General features: G+C 50.4%; 13 protein-coding genes. 5 read left to right on the top strand and 8 right to left on the bottom strand.

The genetic code is table 11. The features are described from left to right. Positions 1-90: 90 nt before the first annotated feature. Complete coding sequence (locus ASG33_RS08595; RefSeq protein WP_056282591.1) at positions 91-1089, bottom strand: xanthine dehydrogenase family protein subunit M; 999 nt, start codon at positions 1087-1089, stop codon at positions 91-93. Then, complete coding sequence (locus ASG33_RS08590; protein WP_056282588.1) at positions 1086-1727, bottom strand: (2Fe-2S)-binding protein; 642 nt, start codon at positions 1725-1727, stop codon at positions 1086-1088. The genes ASG33_RS08595 and ASG33_RS08590 overlap by 4 nt, the downstream gene beginning before the upstream one ends. Positions 1728-1892: 165 nt before the next feature. Here ASG33_RS08590 and ASG33_RS08585 point away from each other — a divergent pair, with 165 nt between their 5' ends. From ASG33_RS08585 to ASG33_RS08565, 5 genes are all read left to right on the top strand, one after another. Beyond that, positions 1893-3011 carry a transglutaminase domain-containing protein gene (locus ASG33_RS08585; RefSeq protein ID WP_056282585.1) on the top strand — a complete coding sequence of 373 codons (1119 nt, stop codon included), beginning with the start codon at positions 1893-1895 and terminating at the stop codon, positions 3009-3011. A gap of 101 nt (positions 3012-3112) precedes the next feature. After that, positions 3113-3832 (top strand): LytTR family DNA-binding domain-containing protein, encoded by a 720-nt coding sequence (locus tag ASG33_RS08580; protein WP_056282582.1) that lies wholly within the window; start codon positions 3113-3115, stop codon positions 3830-3832. 3 nt (positions 3833-3835) lie between these two features. Next, complete coding sequence (locus tag ASG33_RS08575) at positions 3836-5932, top strand: HAMP domain-containing sensor histidine kinase (RefSeq protein WP_056282577.1); 2097 nt, start codon at positions 3836-3838, stop codon at positions 5930-5932. A gap of 108 nt (positions 5933-6040) precedes the next feature. Further along, the gene (locus tag ASG33_RS08570) at positions 6041-6223 is read left to right on the top strand and encodes a hypothetical protein (protein ID WP_056282574.1); all 183 of its coding nucleotides are present in this window, start codon (positions 6041-6043) and stop codon (positions 6221-6223) included. A 1-nt stretch (position 6224) separates the two neighbouring features. Beyond that, complete coding sequence (locus ASG33_RS08565) at positions 6225-6620, top strand: hypothetical protein (protein ID WP_056282571.1); 396 nt, start codon at positions 6225-6227, stop codon at positions 6618-6620. A gap of 6 nt (positions 6621-6626) precedes the next feature. Here ASG33_RS08565 and ASG33_RS08560 read toward each other — a convergent pair whose 3' ends face one another. Genes ASG33_RS08560 through ASG33_RS08535 form a run of 6 tightly spaced genes read right to left on the bottom strand, consistent with a single transcriptional unit; the run spans position 6627 to position 19781 of the window. Next, the gene (locus ASG33_RS08560; RefSeq protein ID WP_056283510.1) at positions 6627-7067 is read right to left on the bottom strand and encodes a hypothetical protein; all 441 of its coding nucleotides are present in this window, start codon (positions 7065-7067) and stop codon (positions 6627-6629) included. A 10-nt stretch (positions 7068-7077) separates the two neighbouring features. Next, on the bottom strand, positions 7078-9099 hold the full coding sequence (locus tag ASG33_RS08555) for a fibronectin type III domain-containing protein (protein ID WP_056282569.1): 2022 nt from the start codon (positions 9097-9099) through the stop codon (positions 7078-7080). Further along, entirely contained in the window at positions 9096-11219 is a 2124-nt protein-coding gene (locus tag ASG33_RS08550) for a hypothetical protein (RefSeq protein WP_056282567.1), read from the bottom strand. Before ASG33_RS08550 ends, ASG33_RS08555 begins: the two co-directional genes overlap by 4 nt. A gap of 4 nt (positions 11220-11223) precedes the next feature. After that, positions 11224-12228 (bottom strand): hypothetical protein, encoded by a 1005-nt coding sequence (locus ASG33_RS08545; protein WP_056282564.1) that lies wholly within the window; start codon positions 12226-12228, stop codon positions 11224-11226. A gap of 22 nt (positions 12229-12250) precedes the next feature. Next, entirely contained in the window at positions 12251-18127 is a 5877-nt protein-coding gene (locus ASG33_RS08540) for a hypothetical protein (protein ID WP_157474631.1), read from the bottom strand. Further along, positions 18087-19781: a hypothetical protein gene (locus ASG33_RS08535; protein WP_056282559.1), complete on the bottom strand. Its 1695-nt coding sequence runs from the start codon at positions 19779-19781 to the stop codon at positions 18087-18089. Before ASG33_RS08535 ends, ASG33_RS08540 begins: the two co-directional genes overlap by 41 nt. Positions 19782-19830 lie beyond the last annotated feature (49 nt).

The following is a 19830-nucleotide window of genomic DNA, read 5'->3' as shown; positions in this document are numbered from 1 at the left end:
GGTATTCAGCAGAGTAAGTAGCTGTACCTGCCACTTTTTCCGGGCCGTCTACCCTATCCAGCGACTCTTTATCGGTCATGATTTTTCTTTTTATTCGATTGCGGCAGCATGGAGCAGCGCCTGAACAACTGCATTAGGGGCCATTCTCAACTTGTAATCATTTTGTCCAAAACTTACCGCGTCCCGCATACCCAGCGCTGCTGCCTGCCTGAACAAGGCTTCTGAAACCGGCTTGCCGAGCAAATGTCGTTCGGCTTCGAAGAGCCGCCACGGCTTGTGCGCCACCCCGCCCATCGCCAGTCGCGCCGCGTTGATCTTGCCTTCTTTCACGTCCAGCGCAGCCGCAACCGACACGATTGCAAAAGCGAAAGAAGCGCGGTCCCGTACTTTTAGGTAATGCGCGTGCATTCCGAAATCGTTATCAGGGATCTCAAAGCCTGTGATCAGCTCATTTCTTTCCAAAGTAGTATCGAGCTCGGGCTGGTTGCCAGGCAGCCGGTGCAGGTCGGTAAAGGCAATCCTGCGCTCGCCGCCTTGACCCTGAATAATTACCTCTGCGTCCAGCGCCGCCAGCGCCACGCTCATATCACTCGGATGCACCGCAATGCACGACTGGGTTGCATTTGCCTTTTCAACACCAAAAATCGAATGCATTCTGTTGATCCCCTCTACTGCCGCGCAGCCACTGCCGGGCTTGCGTTTGTTGCAGGGAAATGCAGTATCGTAGAAGTAAGGGCAGCGAGTTCGCTGCAGCGCATTGCCTCCCATGGTCGCCATATTGCGGAGCTGGCCCGAAGCGCCGGAATGAAGCGCCTGTGCGAGGAGCGGCTGCTTTTGCAGCACCGCCGGATGAGCAGCCACTTCGCTGTTCAGCGCGAGTGCGCCGATTTTCAGCCTGCCCGATTGGTAACTTATCTTTTTAAGAGGAAGATGATTGATATCCACCAGTTTGTCTGGCGAAACAATGCCCCTTTTCATCAGGTCGATCAGATTGGTACCTCCGGCAATAAACCGCGCACCCGGATCGGAGCCAACTGCACGGATTGCGTCCTGAACTTTCGAAGGGCGCAGGTACTGGAATGCTTTCATACCTGACTACCGCTGTTTTTAACCTCCATAATCGCATTCACAATGTTGGGATATGCCCCGCAGCGGCACAGATTACCACTCATATATTCCTGTATTTCTTCTGCACTCCCGGCCTTTTTTTCACGAATGCAGCTCACACCCGACATGATCTGTCCCGGCGTGCAGTAGCCGCATTGAAAACCGTCGTGCTTGATAAAAGCCTGCTGCAATGGATGGAGCGAGCCGTTTTTGGCCAGACTTTCAATGGTATGTACCTTTTTGCTTTGTTGCATGATCGCGAAAGACAGGCAGGCAAGTGTCCTTTGTCCGTCCACATGCACGGTGCACGCGCCACATTGCCCGAAGTCGCAGCCTTTTTTGGTTCCAGTCAAGGCAAGCTGCTCGCGCAGCAGGTCGAGCAAAGTAGTTCTCACATCAATGGCGAGCCGGTGTCTGGTACCGTTCACGGTAAGGGTCACTTTGACGGGTTCGGGATTCCCAGGGGAGCTATCTCCTCCGCCGGCCGCTGTCACAAAAGGCACAGGCAGGAAAGAGAGTCCGGCCATTGCTACGGATTGTTTCAGAAAAAAGCGTCGCTCTTCGCTGAAATCAGCTTCATTTTCCAGCTCCTCGCCGCGCACTATTCTCTCATTATTCATCAGATTCCGGGTTCATGCTTCCAAAAAAGGAAAGACTTGCCACTTACCGGGTTACTCCAAGGAGCCGGCTAATCTTTCTGTAAAGCCTGTCTGATGAAGCTTTTCAACTGCCAAAAAACATTAAATTGCATCTGGGTTACAATGTCTTTAAGCTGCTGTTATCAAATGAAAAGTACTGCTCACAAGCGGGTGTTTTCGGGAAAATTACGCTTGATCATCGCCTTCTTTTTGGTTCCCTCCTGTGGCCACGCGCAGCAGGCCGAGCTGGATTCAATCCTGCGTAAGATCGAGTACAAGAAAGACTCCATCTTTTCGATATTCAAATGGGTTACCAGCACGCTGGAATATGATCCCACGCGCCTGCTCCTGGTGAGCGGCGGTACTGCTTATGGTAGTACCAGCCAGAACATTGTTCGTGAGGCAATCAATCGCAGGAAAGGAGTTTGCGAGCATTATGCCACCTTGTTCAATGCATTGCTGAGAAGGGCCGGGTATGAGAGCTACGTGGTGGAGGGGTATACCCGGCAGGGTGCAGGCGATGACCCGTTTGGACATGTCTGGAATGCGGTTAAATCGGGCGGCACCTGGTATTTTTACGATCCGACCTGGGCAGCGGGTTACCTTCAAAGGTCTGTTTTTGTGAAAAGCTTCAATCCTGATTGGTATAAAGTTCCGCCGCTCCGGTTTATAGAAACGCATATTCCATTTGACCCGATCTGGCAGCTGCTTAACCCGCCGCTCACGCACGCGCAAATCCGGGATGGTGTCTTTGAAAATGCGGCTCTCACCAGTTTCAGTTACCAGGATTCTATTAATGTATCGGTTAAAATGGACGAATTCAGACGGATCAGGGCAAGTCTTGCACGCACCAGATCCATGGGCATTCCTAACTCGGTTGTAGAAAAGTACCTGGCAGGGGGCGATCGTTACATCAGTAATGCAGGCGATTACCATGTACTGAACAATACGCATCAATTGCTCAGCAATGCTACGAGTGCCTATAACGAATACATTTTTTCAAAAAACAATCAGTTTAAAAGTCCGCGCTGGACAGACGAGATGCTGGAATCGTTTTCAGGGAAAATGAAGGTATATCTCGATTCTGCAAACCGTGCGTTGTCGGCTGTTTCGCCAGGTGACTTCCGGAATGCGCAATATCAGCTGCAATTAAAAAAGCAGGTTGCAGAGATCACGGAAGCCGCCGACAAAGAAGCCATTTTCATCAAAAAGTACCTGGCGACGTGGAAGCCGATGCGAATGCAGCATTTTTATAAATTGAAGTAAAACCTGCATCAGACTGCAAAGCTTTAACATGCAGGTAAATAAGTTTTGGTACCGGCAGATAATCCTTTTGCATATATTGGGTTAAAAATGTAAACATCTTAATGGTACCTTCGCTCCCTCGAATCAAGTTTATTGCCATTGATGACAATCCGCTTGACCTTCTTTTTCTTACCGAGTTTGCACGTACCCACGCGTTTTTGGACAATTGCGGGACTTTTTCAAATGTGTTGGAAGGCTATGAGGCGCAGCAGTACATTAAGCCCGACCTGATTTTCCTGGATATTGAAATGCCGGGATTCTCAGGCATTGATATGCTGCGAAAAATCCGCTCTGAGGTCACAATGGCCGTTTTCATTACCTCCCACCCTGAGTTTGCCCTCGAAGGTTTCGAACTTTCTGCCCTGGACTATATCCTGAAACCACTTACCGAAGAGCGTTTTGCTGCAACTGCACGGAAGGTGCTGGAATATTGGGAAATGAAGCAGAAGTCGCAGGCTTACGAGGTGATGTTTGAAAAAGATATGCTTACGATCAAGGAGGGCTACAACCAGATCCGGCTGGCGCAACAGGATATTATCTACCTGGAAGCCATGCAGGATTACACCAAAATAGTGACGTCCAGGAAGAATTACATGACGCTTTCGTCCCTCTCCTACTTCATGGAACAGCTTCCTTCCGACCGTTTTATGCGGGTACACCGGAGCTACGCGGTTTCCGTAGGGCAGATCAAAGAGCTGCGCTACTCCGAGCTGGTGTGCAGCGACGCCATTATCCCGGTGGGAAAAACGTACCGTTCGACAGTTGCCAGACTTAAATTATAACCTATGAAGATACTGCTACGCGCCGTTATTTTTCTGGTATTCTCCACTTTCACGCTCCGGGCGCAGGACCTCCCCGACCTGAGCAGGTACAAAACAACAACGCAGAAGCTTGAAGCACTGGCGGATATCTGCGACTCGCTGAACCGGACAGAAGGGTTTGAGCGGGAAAAGGTCATTGCCGGTTATGCATTGAAAATGGTACCGGCTAAAAACTGGTATTACTTGTCGCTCTTTAACTTCAATCTGGGCATTGCGTGGGAGTCGTCGAACTCCGATTCCAGTTTTTACTTCCACGAAAAATCGCTGGAATATGCCAGAAAGGCCAATCACGCCCGCAGGATCAATATTTCCCTTGAAAGACTGCTCTTCAACTATACCAATACCGCAGGCAAGAAAAGACAAAGCGACGCGATTTTTAAAGAAATGCTGACCGTCATGGACTCCACCAGCGACGAACTTGTGAAAGCCAGCCTTGCAGCGACCATTGGCAACTATTACAGCATGCAAGGCGCGTACGAAACGCAGATTAAGTACTTGCTGAAAGCCATTGTGATCAAGAAAAAACTGATCGCCAATGGACGGATCAAAGACAGGGAGGCGGTAGTAATTGACCTGATGAACCTGGCAGAACTTTACATTGGTATGTCGCAGGGCGAAAAAGGGGTTATGTATTCCAAAGAAGCACGCAATTACATCACAGTTACACACCACTACCGAAACCATTATTACAAAGATATGACTGACGCGTACCTGCTGCTCAAACAGCCGGCCAACGCGCAAATCTATTTTGACAGCCTTACCTCCATGCTGGCCGGCAACACCGTCGCCACCAGGAGGAGTAATGTCATTGCAGCCGACCTTGCTTTCGCAGATTACTACCTTGGCAACAACCAACCCGACAGCGCCATGCGCTATGTGCGCGAAGCCAATGAGCTGGCGCCCAAATGGGCTTCTGAGTTCCTCAAATCGCAGGTTGATTATATCACGGGCACCGCCTATCTGGCCAGGAGAGAATATACCAAAGCACTTCCATTGCTGGAAGCCTCCGAGCCGCTTTGTCAGGAATCCGGCCGCGACGTATATGCAGGATTGTTGCAGGCACTTGCCCGTTGCTATGCGGCAACCGGTCAGTGGCAAAAGGCTTACACTTCCTACGAAAAATACGCCCCGCTCCGCGATTCCCTTTACATTGAATCAGCTAAAAAGAGCATTGCAGATGCCGAGGCGCAGTATCAGAACCAGGAAAAGCAGCAGCAGATAGAGATCAAAAACATACAGATAGATGATGCCAGAAAACAGCGCATCTGGCTGACAGCCGGAATTGCATTAATGGCGCTTTCGCTGGCTTTACTTGGCATTATTTACAGGAACAAGAAAAAGAATGCGGAGTTGCTGGACACTAAAAATCAACAGCTTAACAAGCTCATTGAAGACCTGGAAGAAGCCAACAGGACAAAAGCCAAGCTTTTCAGCATCATCAGCCACGATCTGCGATCGCCGATCAGTCAGGTTTACCAGTTTTTGAAGTTGCAGCAGCTTAATCCGAACCTTCTGAACGAAACACAGAAGGCGGAACTGAGCGAAAAGATCCAGACTGCCACCGGGTCGCTGCTGGAAACCATGGAAGATCTGTTGTTATGGTCAAAAACGCAGATGAACCAGTTCAGAGCGGACACTCAACCGGTTGATCTGGCACAGCTTACGCAGCAATGTGTCCGGCTCTTGCAGCTGAATATTGAAGCAAAGCAACTCTCGGTCCAAAACCTCGTTCCTGAAAAAACGATACTTGATACGGACCCATATTACCTGCAGGCGATATTGCGTAACCTGCTGCAAAATGCCATTAAAGCTTCTGATGAAAACAGTACGATCCGGATTGAATGGACTGATAATCTATTATCTAAGTCCCTGTCGATTGAAAATTCCGGAACTCCATTCAGCCAGGAAGCATACCTTTCAATCATTTCGCAAAGTGAAAACGGACAGGGTTTAAACGGGCTGGGCCTCCGCCTGATCGACGAGCTATCCTCCAAAATCGGCTTACAAATTCATTTCGAAAACCCGAAAAGAGAACTGACAAGAGCGGTTATTACCGTTTGAAAAACGGTTGGTTGAAAATTGACGAAATTCAGAGAGCAATATGTAAGTTTGTGAACAACGTTCCGCTTGATAGAAAGTCATCTTTAAACACACCAAACTAAACTGTTTATGGTTTTCGAAATTATCATAGCGTTGATCCCGACAATCCTTTCACTGATCACGATCTTTTACAAATTCTTTGGCAAATCAGGCTCATACCTTGTCAAGCTGAAAAACAGTGACAAATGGGTTAAAGTAAATGATTTGGGCAGCAATGAGGATTTGCGCAAATTAATGGAGACGGTTTCCTGATATGGAAGTCGCCAAGTCGCGCGGCAAGCCGGACCTGGAAGTTTTATTATCAGCCGCACTAGTAACATTAATCAATTTTTTTGTGCTGGGTATTCCACTCAGGTCATTCGGTCTGTTGGTATCGCCTGCTCTTGCATTCTATGCTGCAATGCTCATCAATGACAAGTCGGACAGCATCAAACTAAGAAATCAGCAAAAAGTCTTCGAGTCAAATCTCGCAGATCAGATCAAAATGCTGGAAAATGAAAAATCATGTTGCTGTGAAACTGACAGAAAAAAAGAGATAGAAGACGAATTGCGACGGTATCCTAAAATGCGTTTTGAAAGTAATATTGAAAAGTTGCAATCAGTCAAACCTGATTATAAGCGGCTGATTAAAACGAAGAAGATTATCTGATTAACATTACTCCGGTACCAATTCGTATTCGTTGACGGTATTCCCGGTCTTGCGGCTTTCGTTTGTTCGTTTTAGAAGCAGCTGATTATCTGTTGGCGGTGCTGAAACATAAAACTCGATATTGCCACTTGTGACGCTTGGTGGAGGTGTTAGATTTTCCAGAATGAGGCGGCTGTTGTCTGTTGAAAGTGTCCAGGTACCAGTCAGCCTTCTCCCGTCCAGATCCGTAAAAATCACCTGATCAGCGGCAGTCAGGTCAAGCCTGAAAAGTGCATAGCTCGGCCTCACATTACCTGTTGCCCCCTCGGTGTAAACCAGCCTTCCATTTTCCTTTACAGTACGGACTTTCCATATCTTCCCCACATTCGCCGGCTCAACTTTCTTGGGTTGACAAGACCAGCACAATACAAAAAGTGCCCAAACGATCAATGCAGCGTATTTTCTCATAACTTTCATTTTAATGCATTACAATTTTTTGCCTGACGGTCTTCTTTTCATTTAACTCAACCACCAGGATATAAACGCCCGTGGAAAACCCGCTCAGATCAGTCCGGGAGTTGGAAGCAGCAAGAAACCTGGCCCTTGATTTTCCCTGCAAATCATAAATCGTCACCATAGCATGCGCTGATTTCGCGGAACTTACAAACAGCGTTTTTTCAAAAACATAGATCAGCTCCTCGCTGGACGGTTCCACTGCGGTGATAATAGATGATGCGAATATTTTGGCCACATTGCTGTAACCCGAGCTACCAGCCGCATTGATCGCCTTGATGCGGTAGTAATAATCCTTTACGTCGAGAATTTCCCTGTCGGCAAACTGGATATTGGAAGCAGCCTGCCGGCCAATCTGCCTGAACTCGCTCCCTGGTTTTTGTGAACGTTCGATTATTACCTCAGTTGCGTTTGCCGACAGTGGCGACCACCGCAGCTGCACCAGATCAAAATCAAGCGGTACCGCAGTCAGGTTCTCCGGTTTGTCAGGGATAGGCGCTTTGCCCGTTACAGCCTCCGCCACATTGCTGTACCCCGAAGCGCCGACTGCATTCACTGCACGAATGCGGTAATAGTATCGCGTCTCGGATTTCAAACCCTTATGCTGGTAATTTTTTACATTCTCACCCAGATCGGCGAGTTTGGTAAAGCTGGTTCCATTGTCCGACCATTCGAGCTGAAAGCCCTTTTCATTACCCGACAAATCCTCCCAGGTCAGATCTATCTGCTGGTAGCTTACCGCCGTCGCATTTAACCGGCCCGGAGTCACGGGCACTACGTCCGGGGTTGTTGCGCTGGCTACATTGGAAAATCCGGAAATGCCCGAGTTGTTCCTGGAACGAACGCGGTACCAGTATTTGGTAGCAGGTTGCAAGTCCCTGTTTTCAAAAGTTGTCGCATTTTCATTCAGGTCTGCGATCTTCTGAAAATCGGAGCCATTGCCGGAGCGTTCCAGTTCAAAGCCGGTTTCGTTATCTGACTGATCCTTCCATTGAAGGTTGATCTGGTTACTCGAAATGGTCGTGGCGGTGAGGTCAGCAGGTTTTGCAGGCGGAACGTCCAGGGTTGTAGCTTCCGCCACGTTTGAAAAACCGGAACTTCCATTCGCATTGAATGCACGAATCCGGTACCAATACCTGGTGCGTTTTGCCAATCCATTGTCCTGATACGACGACTTACCACTGCCAATGTCCGTGAGTTTGCTGAATGCAGATCCGTCGGCAGACCGCTGCAACTCGAACCCGGTTTCATTATCAGAAATATCAGCCCAGGTCAGTTCAATGCTGCTTTCGGATACAGCTACCGCATTTAACCTGGCCGGGGCAGTCGGCACGAGCGATGCAATATCCGCGCAGGCAGTATTGGAATAACCCGAAGTCCCGCTGTTGTTTACCGCCATAACCCGGTAGCAGTAAGTGGTGGCAGGCGACAGGCTGCGGTCTTCATAGGCAAGCGAGCGGCTATATTCCACGACGGCAATTTGCCTGAATGCAGTACCCTCTGTCATATTTGCTCTTTCAAGTATAAACCTGGTGCCGCCGCCGTTGTTTCCATTCCACGTCAGGTTTACATTCAAACCGTTTACGCGCGCAATTAAATCACCCGGTGATTGGGGCGGCGCTTCCGGCGTACTTGCCGACGCATCATTGGAGTAGCGCGACTGCTGGCCCCGACTTATAGCCCGTACACGATAATTATAGGTCGAAAGTGGCGAAACAGACCTGTCTTCATAGCTTGTCACATTCCTGTCTACGGTCGCAAGCAATGTAAAATTGGTACCTAAACCCGGATCGCGGTAAATCTCGAAACCTGATTCCTGATCCCCTGAATTATCTTTCCAGGAAAGATTAACCCTGTTGTAAGCCACGCCCTCAGCTTTAAGCTCGGTAGGCGCCTGCAACAGAACCTGCGCTTTGGAAACCGTGAAGTCCAGCAGCAAACCAGGCAATGTCAACGCGATGTACAGAAAGTATCTCAGCTTTTTCATTTGATCTCAACTTCAACAGGTTTTGACAATCCGGACTCCATTCCATCCTGGTAAATCACACGCACCATATATTGCGCTCGCCCTTTCTGCGGACGTTTGTCGCGGTACTCACTGGTATCATACACCGAATCATAGCTCGCAATATCGTCCGCTGAACCTGCCTTGTAGATCACAAACCGGCAGTTCGGCACGCCATAGGTCCAGTAGAGCGAGACACTCTTATCGGGATTTACAAAAGCTTTTAGCCCGTCCACCGCAGCCGGCGTTACCTTCGGGGTTTTGATATTGAGCGGAAACGAGATATCAGATCGCAGCCCGCTGTCGTCAATTGCCACCAGCGCATAGCCGTAATCCGATCGGCCCTTGATTGACTGATCCGCATAGGAAGCCGCATTTTTATCCAGCCGCGCCACCTCCGTCCATCGCTCGGTAGCTTTTCCACGGCGCAGCACAATTTGCTCCGAAACATCTACGCTGCTGCTGGGCACCCAGGAAATCAGCACTGCTGTATCGCTGACCACATAGTTGCGCAGCACAGGCGCAACCGGCCTGATCACGTCGGGCCGCTTCAATTCGAGGATTTCAGAAGGTTCGCTGGGATTGTAGCTTTTGTCGTAAGCGATCACGCGGAAGTACTTTTTCGGTGTGAGCGCATTCAGTGTAGTTGTGTCGTTAAATGCGGGCAACGCGAGGTATCCATTCGTTTTTCCCGTAAAAACATGGTCGGGTGCATTGGCAGCAATTACCCGGTATCCATAAATGTCCGGCTCAGGATTTTTATCCCAAACAATGCGTACAAAGCCTGTTGTATCAATGTATCCCTGTAATCCTTGTGGTTTCGACGGCCCTTTCAGATCCTTGATCAGGCAGTAAACCGGCAGTCCGACCCCTGCATTGCGAGCTGTGTCAATCGCCACAACCCGGTAGTAATTTGGTAAATGCGGCAGCGCGGTTGTATCGAGGAATTCGCGTGCATTGCTGGTCAGCGGCCTGGTGGTCAGTGGTGTAAATGGCCCGTCCATACTCATTCCCTTGGCAACCACAAACCCGCCCAGGTCTTTCGGCTGCTCCGGATAATCCCAGCTTACCTTGACCAGAGTTCCCTGCACATGTTTCGCATGGAGCTTTGCGACTGTCGGCGGAGGTGTCCTGTCCAGCGAAGAGGCCGTGATGATTTCCGAAGGTACCAGCTCTCCAAATGGGGTTATCCCCAAAATGCGGTATTTGTAAGGACGGTAATTCTGCGGAACCGAATCGGAATACTGTATCGCGTCGTCCAGCGAAGAGGTAGGCGCCTGCATCCACGGGCGTTTGGTCAGCCTGCGGAATTTCTTGCCGCCATCGTCAGACCGTTCAACAAAGTAGGACGAGAATGCATTTTCAGCCATTTTCCGGTTCCACTTCAAATGCACGATATGCTCGCCTGACGACGTTTTGACGGGCAGCATGCGCGCCTGCTCGTTACTTCTCTCATTCATTACCGTCGTACCGGCGGGATCTACGGGATAAAGCCGTTGGTCGGTTAATGGGACGATATAGTAAATGTAGCTCGCGCCTTTCACCACTTTTTTGTCCACCCACCCCAACGCCATTCCGCGTGCATTGCGTGGAGTTACATCTGCCAGGATCAGCGAGAGCATCATCCGCAAGTCATTCTGATTTTGCTGATCCAGGATTTTGTCGAGTGTAATCACCTCATTTGCGCCAATCGGCGTGTTGGTACCATTGACCAGCTGCGAGCAGGCGGCCGCAAGCGTATCGTTTTTACCCGCATGCTGCTGCCACTCCGCCGAAGTCCACGGCTGAACCGTCACCTGCCAGTCAAGCTGCAACTTCTTATTCTCATTAAAACTGCGTCTTGTGAGCAGATAACCGCTTTTCAATGCCTGGCGGAACAATGCAGCGTGGTTAGGTGCCCAGCGGATCACCACCGAATCGCCGAAAGCTTTCGCCATTAAACCCACCCGGTAGCGTCGCGGCATGGTCGTGTCCGCCGATGCTGGTTTGGCCGCTACAGCTTTGGTTGTATTTTTCTTTTGGGCAAAACCTGCTAAATGAAGCAGCGTAAGCAGCAGGCTCAGCGCGAGGATCTGAAAACAACTTTTATAATGCTTTTCCATTGATTCATTTGTTAAAAACTGAGGCAGACCGCAGCTTGTTGGCAAAAATGAAACTGTATGCAAGGCCCGACGGGCATTGATTGTCTTTGTCGTAAAATTTGTAGAGGCTGTTGTCTTGGGTAGCAGCTTGCAGGCCTGCCACTTTCATCACATAGATGTGAAAAACCGCTTCGCGATTCCTGTATTCAGTAAGTGGCTGGTACAGGAAATTGCTTTTGGCACTCCATAGGAGGCTGGTCAGCTTGCTCTCATTTTTTATCGTGTTGATCTTGCTGTTTGCAATGATCACAGACAGCGCGCAGTTACATCTGGCAGCAAAGCTGGACAGCATGGAGAGCGATTTGTGAAAATCCCCGAAATCCAGGTGAGGCGCAACCCTCTTTGCAATCTGGGCGAGGTGCTCTTCCCAATAGTCCTGCGTTTCGCTTTCCGGCGGGTATGTTTCATTGGCAAGCTGGGCCAGTACTTCCAGTCTGAGCATGTCGCGCGCTCCCTTAGCTTTGAATGCATCCATATTCTCTGATATCAGCACCAGCTGATTGGCGATCTGCATGGCGATGATGTTGCGGAACGCCTTTCCTTCATAAATCTCATCATTCAGTTCCAGGAAGGTCGGAACATAGGGCGCGATGTAGTTATCGTAAGCTATCCGCACCGGCCGGGACATATAGGTTACTCCATATTCCCGGGGTGAGCCGCTTCCGTAAATTTCCATGTCCAGTTTCTCCTCTGCATGGTTGTCCAAAGCCACCGATTTTCCGTTACCAACGGGCTTCTGGTTGGCAACAGAGAAGGAATTTGACTGTTCAAAATCAGTGGGTAAATTGGCGAGAGAAGTCATTTCTTCCACTGTTAGATTTACCGCATTACTTGTGTTCACCTGCTTTGCCACAAGCTTGCCAGGTGCATTTGCGGCCTTTGTATCAAACTTTACCTGTGCAAATACCTGCTGGAAACAAAGTATGCAGATTATGAGGCTAAATTTTCTAACGATGTTCAATATGTTCATGATCAGCTTGGTTATAGCGCGACTATTTATTCTTCTTTTTCTCAGAAGGGATCAGTTTCATGATATCTTCGTTTTTATAGGGCTTCTGAATGTCTTCGTACTCGTTATTGAAACTTGCCATGGATCGCTGGAATGTACTGATCGCATCAGTTGCTGCCGGGAATGGTTTTGACTTGCCTGCTTCATCATAAAAATACCCTGGCATCAATCCGATCAGCTCAGCAACGGGCACAGCAATATCCTTGAACCAGAAGCTCGACGGGTCTGCTTTCAGCAGCAGCAGCGGCGGCCGCACATTGTCCCCGCCCAGGTATTCCGTGGACAGTTCGTAGCTGTCATATCCTTCCGGCGAGACCATTTTCGTGGTCAATGCATCCACCATTTTGGCCCAGGGCGACGATTCACTTTGCGGGAAGCTAGATGCGGCCAGCTTTTCTGCAAGCGTGTTGAACTGGCTTGTCTTGAAGTAGTATCTGTACATTTTCATTTCCAGACTTTTCCCGAATGCAGCCTCCTCCTTTTGCTTTTTCACCACATTGGGATCTTCCTTGATGCTGAAACTTCCTGTATTATATAGCTTCTCGGTAGCAGTATTGATCTTGTAAGAAGTGCCGTACGTGTTGGCTATTGCCTCGTATGCATCCTCGGATATCTCGGTGTACTGATCATAATGATTGTCGTATTTCGAGTTTACTGCAAAACCGTCCGGACTACCTGCGCCCGGTATTTCGGCCTTGTAATTTGCTTTTAGAAGCTGTTGTTCAGCCGCCTTGAATACCTGTGAATTCACTGCTTTGTAGATGTTGGCAGACACGATCTTTTTCGCAGTTTCTTTCGCCTTTTGCACAGCAGCAAACTGCGTTTTTACAAAATTCGGCTTCGGTATCCGTACGAGCTCAAACCTGTAAAGCATCCTGTTTTTGATCCCCGCGGGCAAATTGTAATCCACCCTGTCCCCTTTGAAAACAGCGTCGGTGAGCAGTACTGCTGCTGTGTTGTTATCCGCAAAGCTGGTACCTTCCAGAGGTGTGAAACGGGCTTTGAGGTCGAAGTTTTCGTCCGAATTGAGGTTGCTCATGCAGCAGCTCATATTGGTTTTCAGCTTGATGAACGTGGGCGCATTCTCCCCTTTCATGAAATAGCGCTGTCCCTCGTAAGGATAAGATGTGGTGATCGCGTCGTCGGTACCGCTGCCTTTTGATAAAACCGAAATGCAAGGCCCTGTTTTGAATGTGACTGTCTCCTTTTGCTCCACATGCTGGCTTTTGAATACATAAGGCACCATTTTCCCCTTGTCCCTGATATGTACCTGCAAGTCAAGCGATATTTCGTATGTCGAATTGGGCAGCAGTGCGTTATGGCGGTAATAAGTCGCATTATAGTTGGGATCGCCGTCCTCATTTCGACCGTAGCTGAGCCGCCCTGAATTGTCCGCCACGCAGGCCGCGTATTGCGGGTCGACCTTGGTGGCTTTGGTGCTGAATCCGTTGAGGTACACCAGCTGGAACTCACGGTGCAGGATAGACTGGTTTTGTGTGCCTTTCGTTACCGTTCCCTGTGTTCCCGCCTCCACTTGCTGTCCCTCCGGAATTTCGATATCAATGATCAGGTCGCTTTCTACAGGGTAGTTAAACTCGGCATAGTATGGCGAGAGGATAGAAACCTCTTCATCTGTTCCCGACGGCCCTAGCGACGCGATGAGCGGCTGCCCCGCAAAAGGGTTTGGCGGTGCAAAAGTCGGCTCGCATCGTTGTCCCTTGTTGTACCAGAAATCCAGGTTGACCCTACCTTTGACCAAACCACCCAGCACCCGGTAACGCAGCAGCACGTGCCCGTTGAGCCAGATCGGGTTCACCATTCCGCCCCGCAGCAATGCCGCCGCTTCCAGCTCCACAACCGTAAACGTGCCTTCATATACCCAGGTATCAATGTCGAGATCGAGTGCGAAGTGCATGTAAGCATAAATCTGTCCCATTGCGTACCAGCCGTTTAAGCCAGGCGTCACGCCGTTGCATTGCTCGTTTGTTTGGGTCAATGCAAGATCATAACCTACCGCTCCGTCATAGCGCAGGTGAAAAGGCCCCACACCGAAGTCCGCATCCATGCTGTATCCCGAGCCGAATGCAACCATAGGTGCATTGGTTTTGAAAACCTGGCTGGCTGTTCCTTTGTAGCCCAGTTCGGAGAGGATACCGGGCCGGTTGTGAAACCCGTAAGGTGCAGGAGGCAGCTGGGTACCTGTCGGATTGTAGTTACCCAGCATGAAATAGGAGCCGAAGGTAAACTTGGCAAGACTTGCGATATCTATCGTCAGGTCTACCCTGTCGCCCGGAACGCCCATTGTCACAAACCAATTGCCCGAATTTCCATCCACATACAGGCGGGTAGATTCTGCCGCCGCCGAAATGCTTACGCCGGGCAGGTTATAGCTGGCACCCAGACTGAGTTGCGCATCAAAAACCTTGTTCTGGAAATCGAAGCTCATATCACCGGTACCTTTCGCGAAAGAAGCCTCTTTGGTATGCCCCAAAAGCCAGGCATCAACGTGGTAAGAAAGACTTCCCATTCCGCCGCCTTCGGTGATCTCCAACCCGATTGTACCTTCCATGGTAAGTACATCGGGCGCAGTCAGGCCGACGCCCATTAATGCTTCAAAGCCAAACTCTGTTGCATCATCAGGCACATAGGTAACTGTTCCGTCTTTGGCGACCTGCCTGGCTGCATTGGAATACAACCCTCCCCCAAAGCTGCGCAGCGACAGCGGGAGTGGCGGCGCAAGCGGGATACCTGCCCCGCCGATCGTGATTTTCCCGCCTACATACCAGTACCTGAACCCGCCTGAACCCGGGAGCGTTTTTCCGAAGCGGGCTGCCACTTTCCCGCCCAGCAAGCCCGTAACCGTCATTTCCACATCCCCGGCAAGTCCGTTCCCGTAAATACTCTGATTCTCGTAAAACGCGAGCCTGCCTTTTACACCCACCGGACCAAGTACGGCATCAATGGCCACAGAATCTGCCAGCACTTTATCGAAAGCCCAGTTGGGGCGCCCACCGGCCAGGCCCGTTTTGAAGAAAACCGTAGCCGCAGCGCTGGCAGTCAGCGGTGCGCCGGGCTGGCTTGTCAGGTCGATACCTCCCATGAACTTGAAACCAAACCGCAGCGGATCGGAAGGATCGGTTACGATCCCGCCGGATTCCAGTGTCAATGGAAAATCATCGACCATTTTCTGAGGGGAAGCAAAGCCCAGCTTGAAATCTTTTACGTCAAAATAAGGCGCTTTGGTACTCAGTACCATTCCTTCAAACTTGGCAGCGGGAATGGTAAAATAGGTGGCGTCAATGTCCATACTTCCGCTGAGCTGCGCCCGCGCCTCTACGCCCTGGCTCGCATTGTAAGTAGCAATGATTGAGCTGGTTGACAAATTTAGTTTCGCCCGCCAAATATCCACATTCATCTGGTCTGTCGGCTTTGCCACCAACTGAACGGAAATCCCCCCAGCCTGTTCATCTTTGGACAGGGTACATTCGTAGGGAAGCTGCGTTGCTGCGCCAGACGAATCATTGAAGACCGGAAGCACTAATTTGCCGTACATCGCTGAACTCTGAAAGGCACTTTTCAGGAAGCTGACAGATAATTCATCGATTGAATAATACCAGCTCGCCAACGAACCATCGCCCAGATCCAGTATGTTTTTGACAAAAGCTTTACCTGAAAACCCGTTGTTGTCGGAGATCATATTCTTTACGCCGACCGTAAGCTGCTGCCCGTCCGCGCGCTTCACAAAAGGGGGCAGTTCAAGATCTATTTCGGGGAAATACAATCCCTGCCAGATGTTTACCTCGGCGGGCGACAGGTAGCCTTCCGGCAAAACGGCCGGGGTATTTGTTTCGGAATGGTCGTAAATGGCGGGTTTGCCCGGCTGCATTGAAAATTTGAAGTCCGATAACCCGGCCACGTAGAATTTAGGAAAGGAAAGTTGCGCAGTCCAGTTCTGGAAATTCACCAATCCTGCATTGACGCTAATCTCTGCCTGTCCGTTTGTTTGCGCGTCTACCAGCCCCGGCGGGGTCAGCAAACCGTGCACGCGCATTTGTTTAAACCCGTTTTCATCAAAAACCACATGTGTCACTACGGTGGTATCCGGTCCGGCAAACGGGCCCTGCATAGGGGCGCCTTCCGCTCCTTTTAATGCAAGGAATGGAGAAAGCTGCATCTTGTCGGCAAGGTAGAGGATACCCTCTCCGCAGGGCTTCTCGGGTGTAAAGCACATATTGTAGCCGCTCAGCGGAATGCCCGACACCATCGCGTTGGCCGTTTTCACCCAGGTATTCGCATCGAAAAATGCCTGGTGCGGCATAAAGGTCATATTGGTAATGGCGATCACGGTATTGACCGGCCCGAAGCTTTTATCAATGCCCAGCGGCAGTTCAAAGCCTATACTTTTGGCAGAGTTGCTGAGGGAGGATACCAGCTGATCTTTGGCAGTTGCGAAAAAGTTACTGAGGTTCTGCATGGTAGCGGGCGACATTTCCAAAGCGGGCATTTCTGGCTTATCGAAATCTGGTGTAAAGCCGGGCGCTCCATCTTTATAAATAGCCCGCACGAACCCGCCGATCACTTGTCCGCCCGCATTGCATTGCACATCGAAAAGGTTGACACGCAGCTTGACGTAGCTGTTGTTGATCATCGGCACAGGTATCATGCCTGTCCCCGACAGCTTGCCGTCCTGTTCCTTCACATTGGCCAGCAGCTCCATTTGAAAACCCGCTATGGTCGCCTTCCTGGATTTCAATGCCTGGCTGTTATCTACCTGATCATTTTCATTAACAGGCACTTTGCAGGCACAATTCGCGGGCATTTTGTAAGCGTACATCGTCTTCTTGCCGCTCGTGGTGTCCATTGCATCGCCCAGCCCGGGTATGGTCGAAAAAGGAGTCTGGGCTACCTCAATGCCCGGTATGCTCCCGATCGGAAGTTTACCGTACGTGAAAGCCTGCACCGGACTTTTCCCCTCATTCAGGATATTGAAGCGCGTATTGAGCGGCACAGCCTGTACCTGCCACGCATACCGTTTTCCCACCTGCAAAGGCGGATGCTGCGGACCATACAGGAATGTGGTTGTTTTCAGGTTTTTCACCTCAATACCCGATTTTGGTAAAACCACGGCATCAATGAAAACATTAGGGTCTGCGCCGGTTTGGGGCAGCTCGATGATCCGCAGGGTATATTCCACCTGATTGGGCAGGATACCCACCGGCGGTGTCCAGGTAAAAAGCTGGGTTTGCGGGGTATTGCTGTTTACCTCCGCATCTGCCATCGGCGCAATGAGGATAGGCGGCTCGATCACGCGGATCGGGATAAGTCCGCTGCATCCCATCGGAAACTCAGCGGATAACGGGCGCGTGGTAGCATTATCAAAGGCCTGCACACAAAGCTGGTAATTCCCTTCCGGCAGAGGCAGTCCGCGGTACAGCAGGTTCTTGTCCATTCCCTGTACCTCGATCTGGTTCAGGTCAAACAAGCCTTCCAGCTCGGCGCGGGTCAATGCGCGGTTCACGTCTGTGGGCAGGAGTTGCAACGGGCGAACGGGCCGGTAGTTGGCAGAAGTCCGGATCACTACCCCGTTATCGCCTTCCAGCTTGCCAAGCAGGCGCACATTGAGCGGAGTTCTCGACAAGTTGGAAATGAAGATCTGCACGCGGTTGCCGGTTCCGGGGTAGTCCTGAATGTAGGGACTGTACGGCGGCAGTACGCTGGTGGTGATACGAACCAGATTTTGCGCGGATGCCGCGAACGTAAACAGCAGCATAGCCACGCTCAGGGCCATTATCGAAACGCCTTTACGAAATCTGCCAGTGTTAGAATGAAATTCCATATCCGATATTTCCTCTGAATTCATTGAATTTTTCCGTTTGAATGCCCGTATTGGAGTTCAGGTAATTGAACATCAGGCTCAGGCTTTGCTTCCTGGCGAGCTGGTAACCTGCATTCGCCGAGGCTGTGAGTACCTTTCCGGTTTGCCCAAGCTGCTGGTTGATGAGGTAAGAGAAATTGGCTGAGGTAGTCAGCTTCTTTTTCAAAAAAGCATAATTGGTACCTAGTGTCGGCCCATAGAATTTCACCTTCTGGTTTCCATCTGCGGGTAACAGGGCAGGCAGGCTGGTTTGCGTGTAGGAGAGCATCAGGTTTGCACCAAAGCCACTTTGATTCTGTTGAAAGAAATAGCTGAGGTTCAGGTTCTGATTATTGTTTTCGGTCTGGTTTGAAGTGGCTTCATTCAGGTCCGAAAGCTGCTGGTGGGCGACTGTAAATGTAAAAACGTGTGAAAGGTCCTTGTTGAAAATGGAGTAGCGTGTATTTAGTGTAGCCGACAGGTTGTTCTGCGCTATCCGCAAGGTGTCGATCAGCGGTCTCAATCCCGCTTTCTGACTTAGCCCGTAGTTGGACAGCGATATATCCAGTCCAAATACCGGGTCGGGATTAAAGGACGCCATGAATGAGCCGACAGACCTGCCGGTACCTGCATTCTTGTTTTTGGCAAGATTATCGAACTGCGTACCATAGCTGCCCGCGATCCGCGCCTTTCCTTTCAGTAAATTGAGCGCCGCGTTGACCGTATAGCTTTCGATATCACTCTGGAAATAGTAAGCGCCCATTGTTTGGAAATTCGGATCAATGCGCTTGTACTGAAACTTCACTGATCCCCATTTATCCTGATACCCCAGCCCGGCCTGCGCTGCCTGCGTGAGCTGGGTGGAAAGCCGCGGTGTGATCATTTTCCCGAAGATGCGGACGAGCGGGTTCTTCCCTTCTGCCTGCACTTCGGTGGCGTACATATCCCGTGTGTAGGAACTCGCCGCAACGTCCAGCTCAACGGTAATGTGTTTGACCAGCAACAACCTCGAAGTAACCCCTACCACAAGGTTCTCCGCAGGGACGATCTGTTTTTCAGGTGTTGTTTGAATGCCAGGAATGGAAGTCGTGTCGTCCTGGGCACGCAGCACAACCAGGTCTACAAAATTGTTGGGTTTCCCATAGCCAAGCTTGAAAGCGTAGCCGGTTCTCTTGAATGAGGGAATGGCGTCAGGATCGGCGATATCCGTCGAGCTGGCCCGGTTGAACCGCCCGTAAACAGCCCCAAACCGCAGCATACCCGGGTTCAGCTCCACGCCGCCACCCAGAAAAGTATGTCCGGCCAATGTAAAAGGCGAAAAGCTGACGTTCCGGTATCCTGCGTGGATCGTGGCCCATTTGTAAGTGGGGCTTACCCCAAACTGGTTGAAAGGTTGCCGGAAGCTTGCACCCTGGTTACCCAGCACGGCCGAGAAAGGCAGACTGACACCGCCAGGCAATGTAACTGTCACAGCGCCGCTCAGGCCGAAAGGGGTAGCCTGGTTGCGGGCCGCGATACCGTTCGGCGTGTAAAAGCCCGCGTAGGCATTCAGACCGCCGGATACCTTTACCAGGCCGGGCTTTTTTGCCTCTGTCTGCGCCAGCGCATTTGTCGAAATTGACAGTACCAATAAAAACAGCAGGTAACGTTTTTCCATCATCGCACACAGCAATTATTTGTGTATGTCGAAAATAGATCTGTTGCTTACC

The organism is Dyadobacter sp. Leaf189 (assembly GCF_001424405.1).
Taxonomy (GTDB): domain Bacteria; phylum Bacteroidota; class Bacteroidia; order Cytophagales; family Spirosomataceae; genus Dyadobacter.
The sequence above is the reverse complement of the archived record's forward strand: the minus strand, read 5'-3'. Positions and strand labels throughout refer to the sequence as shown.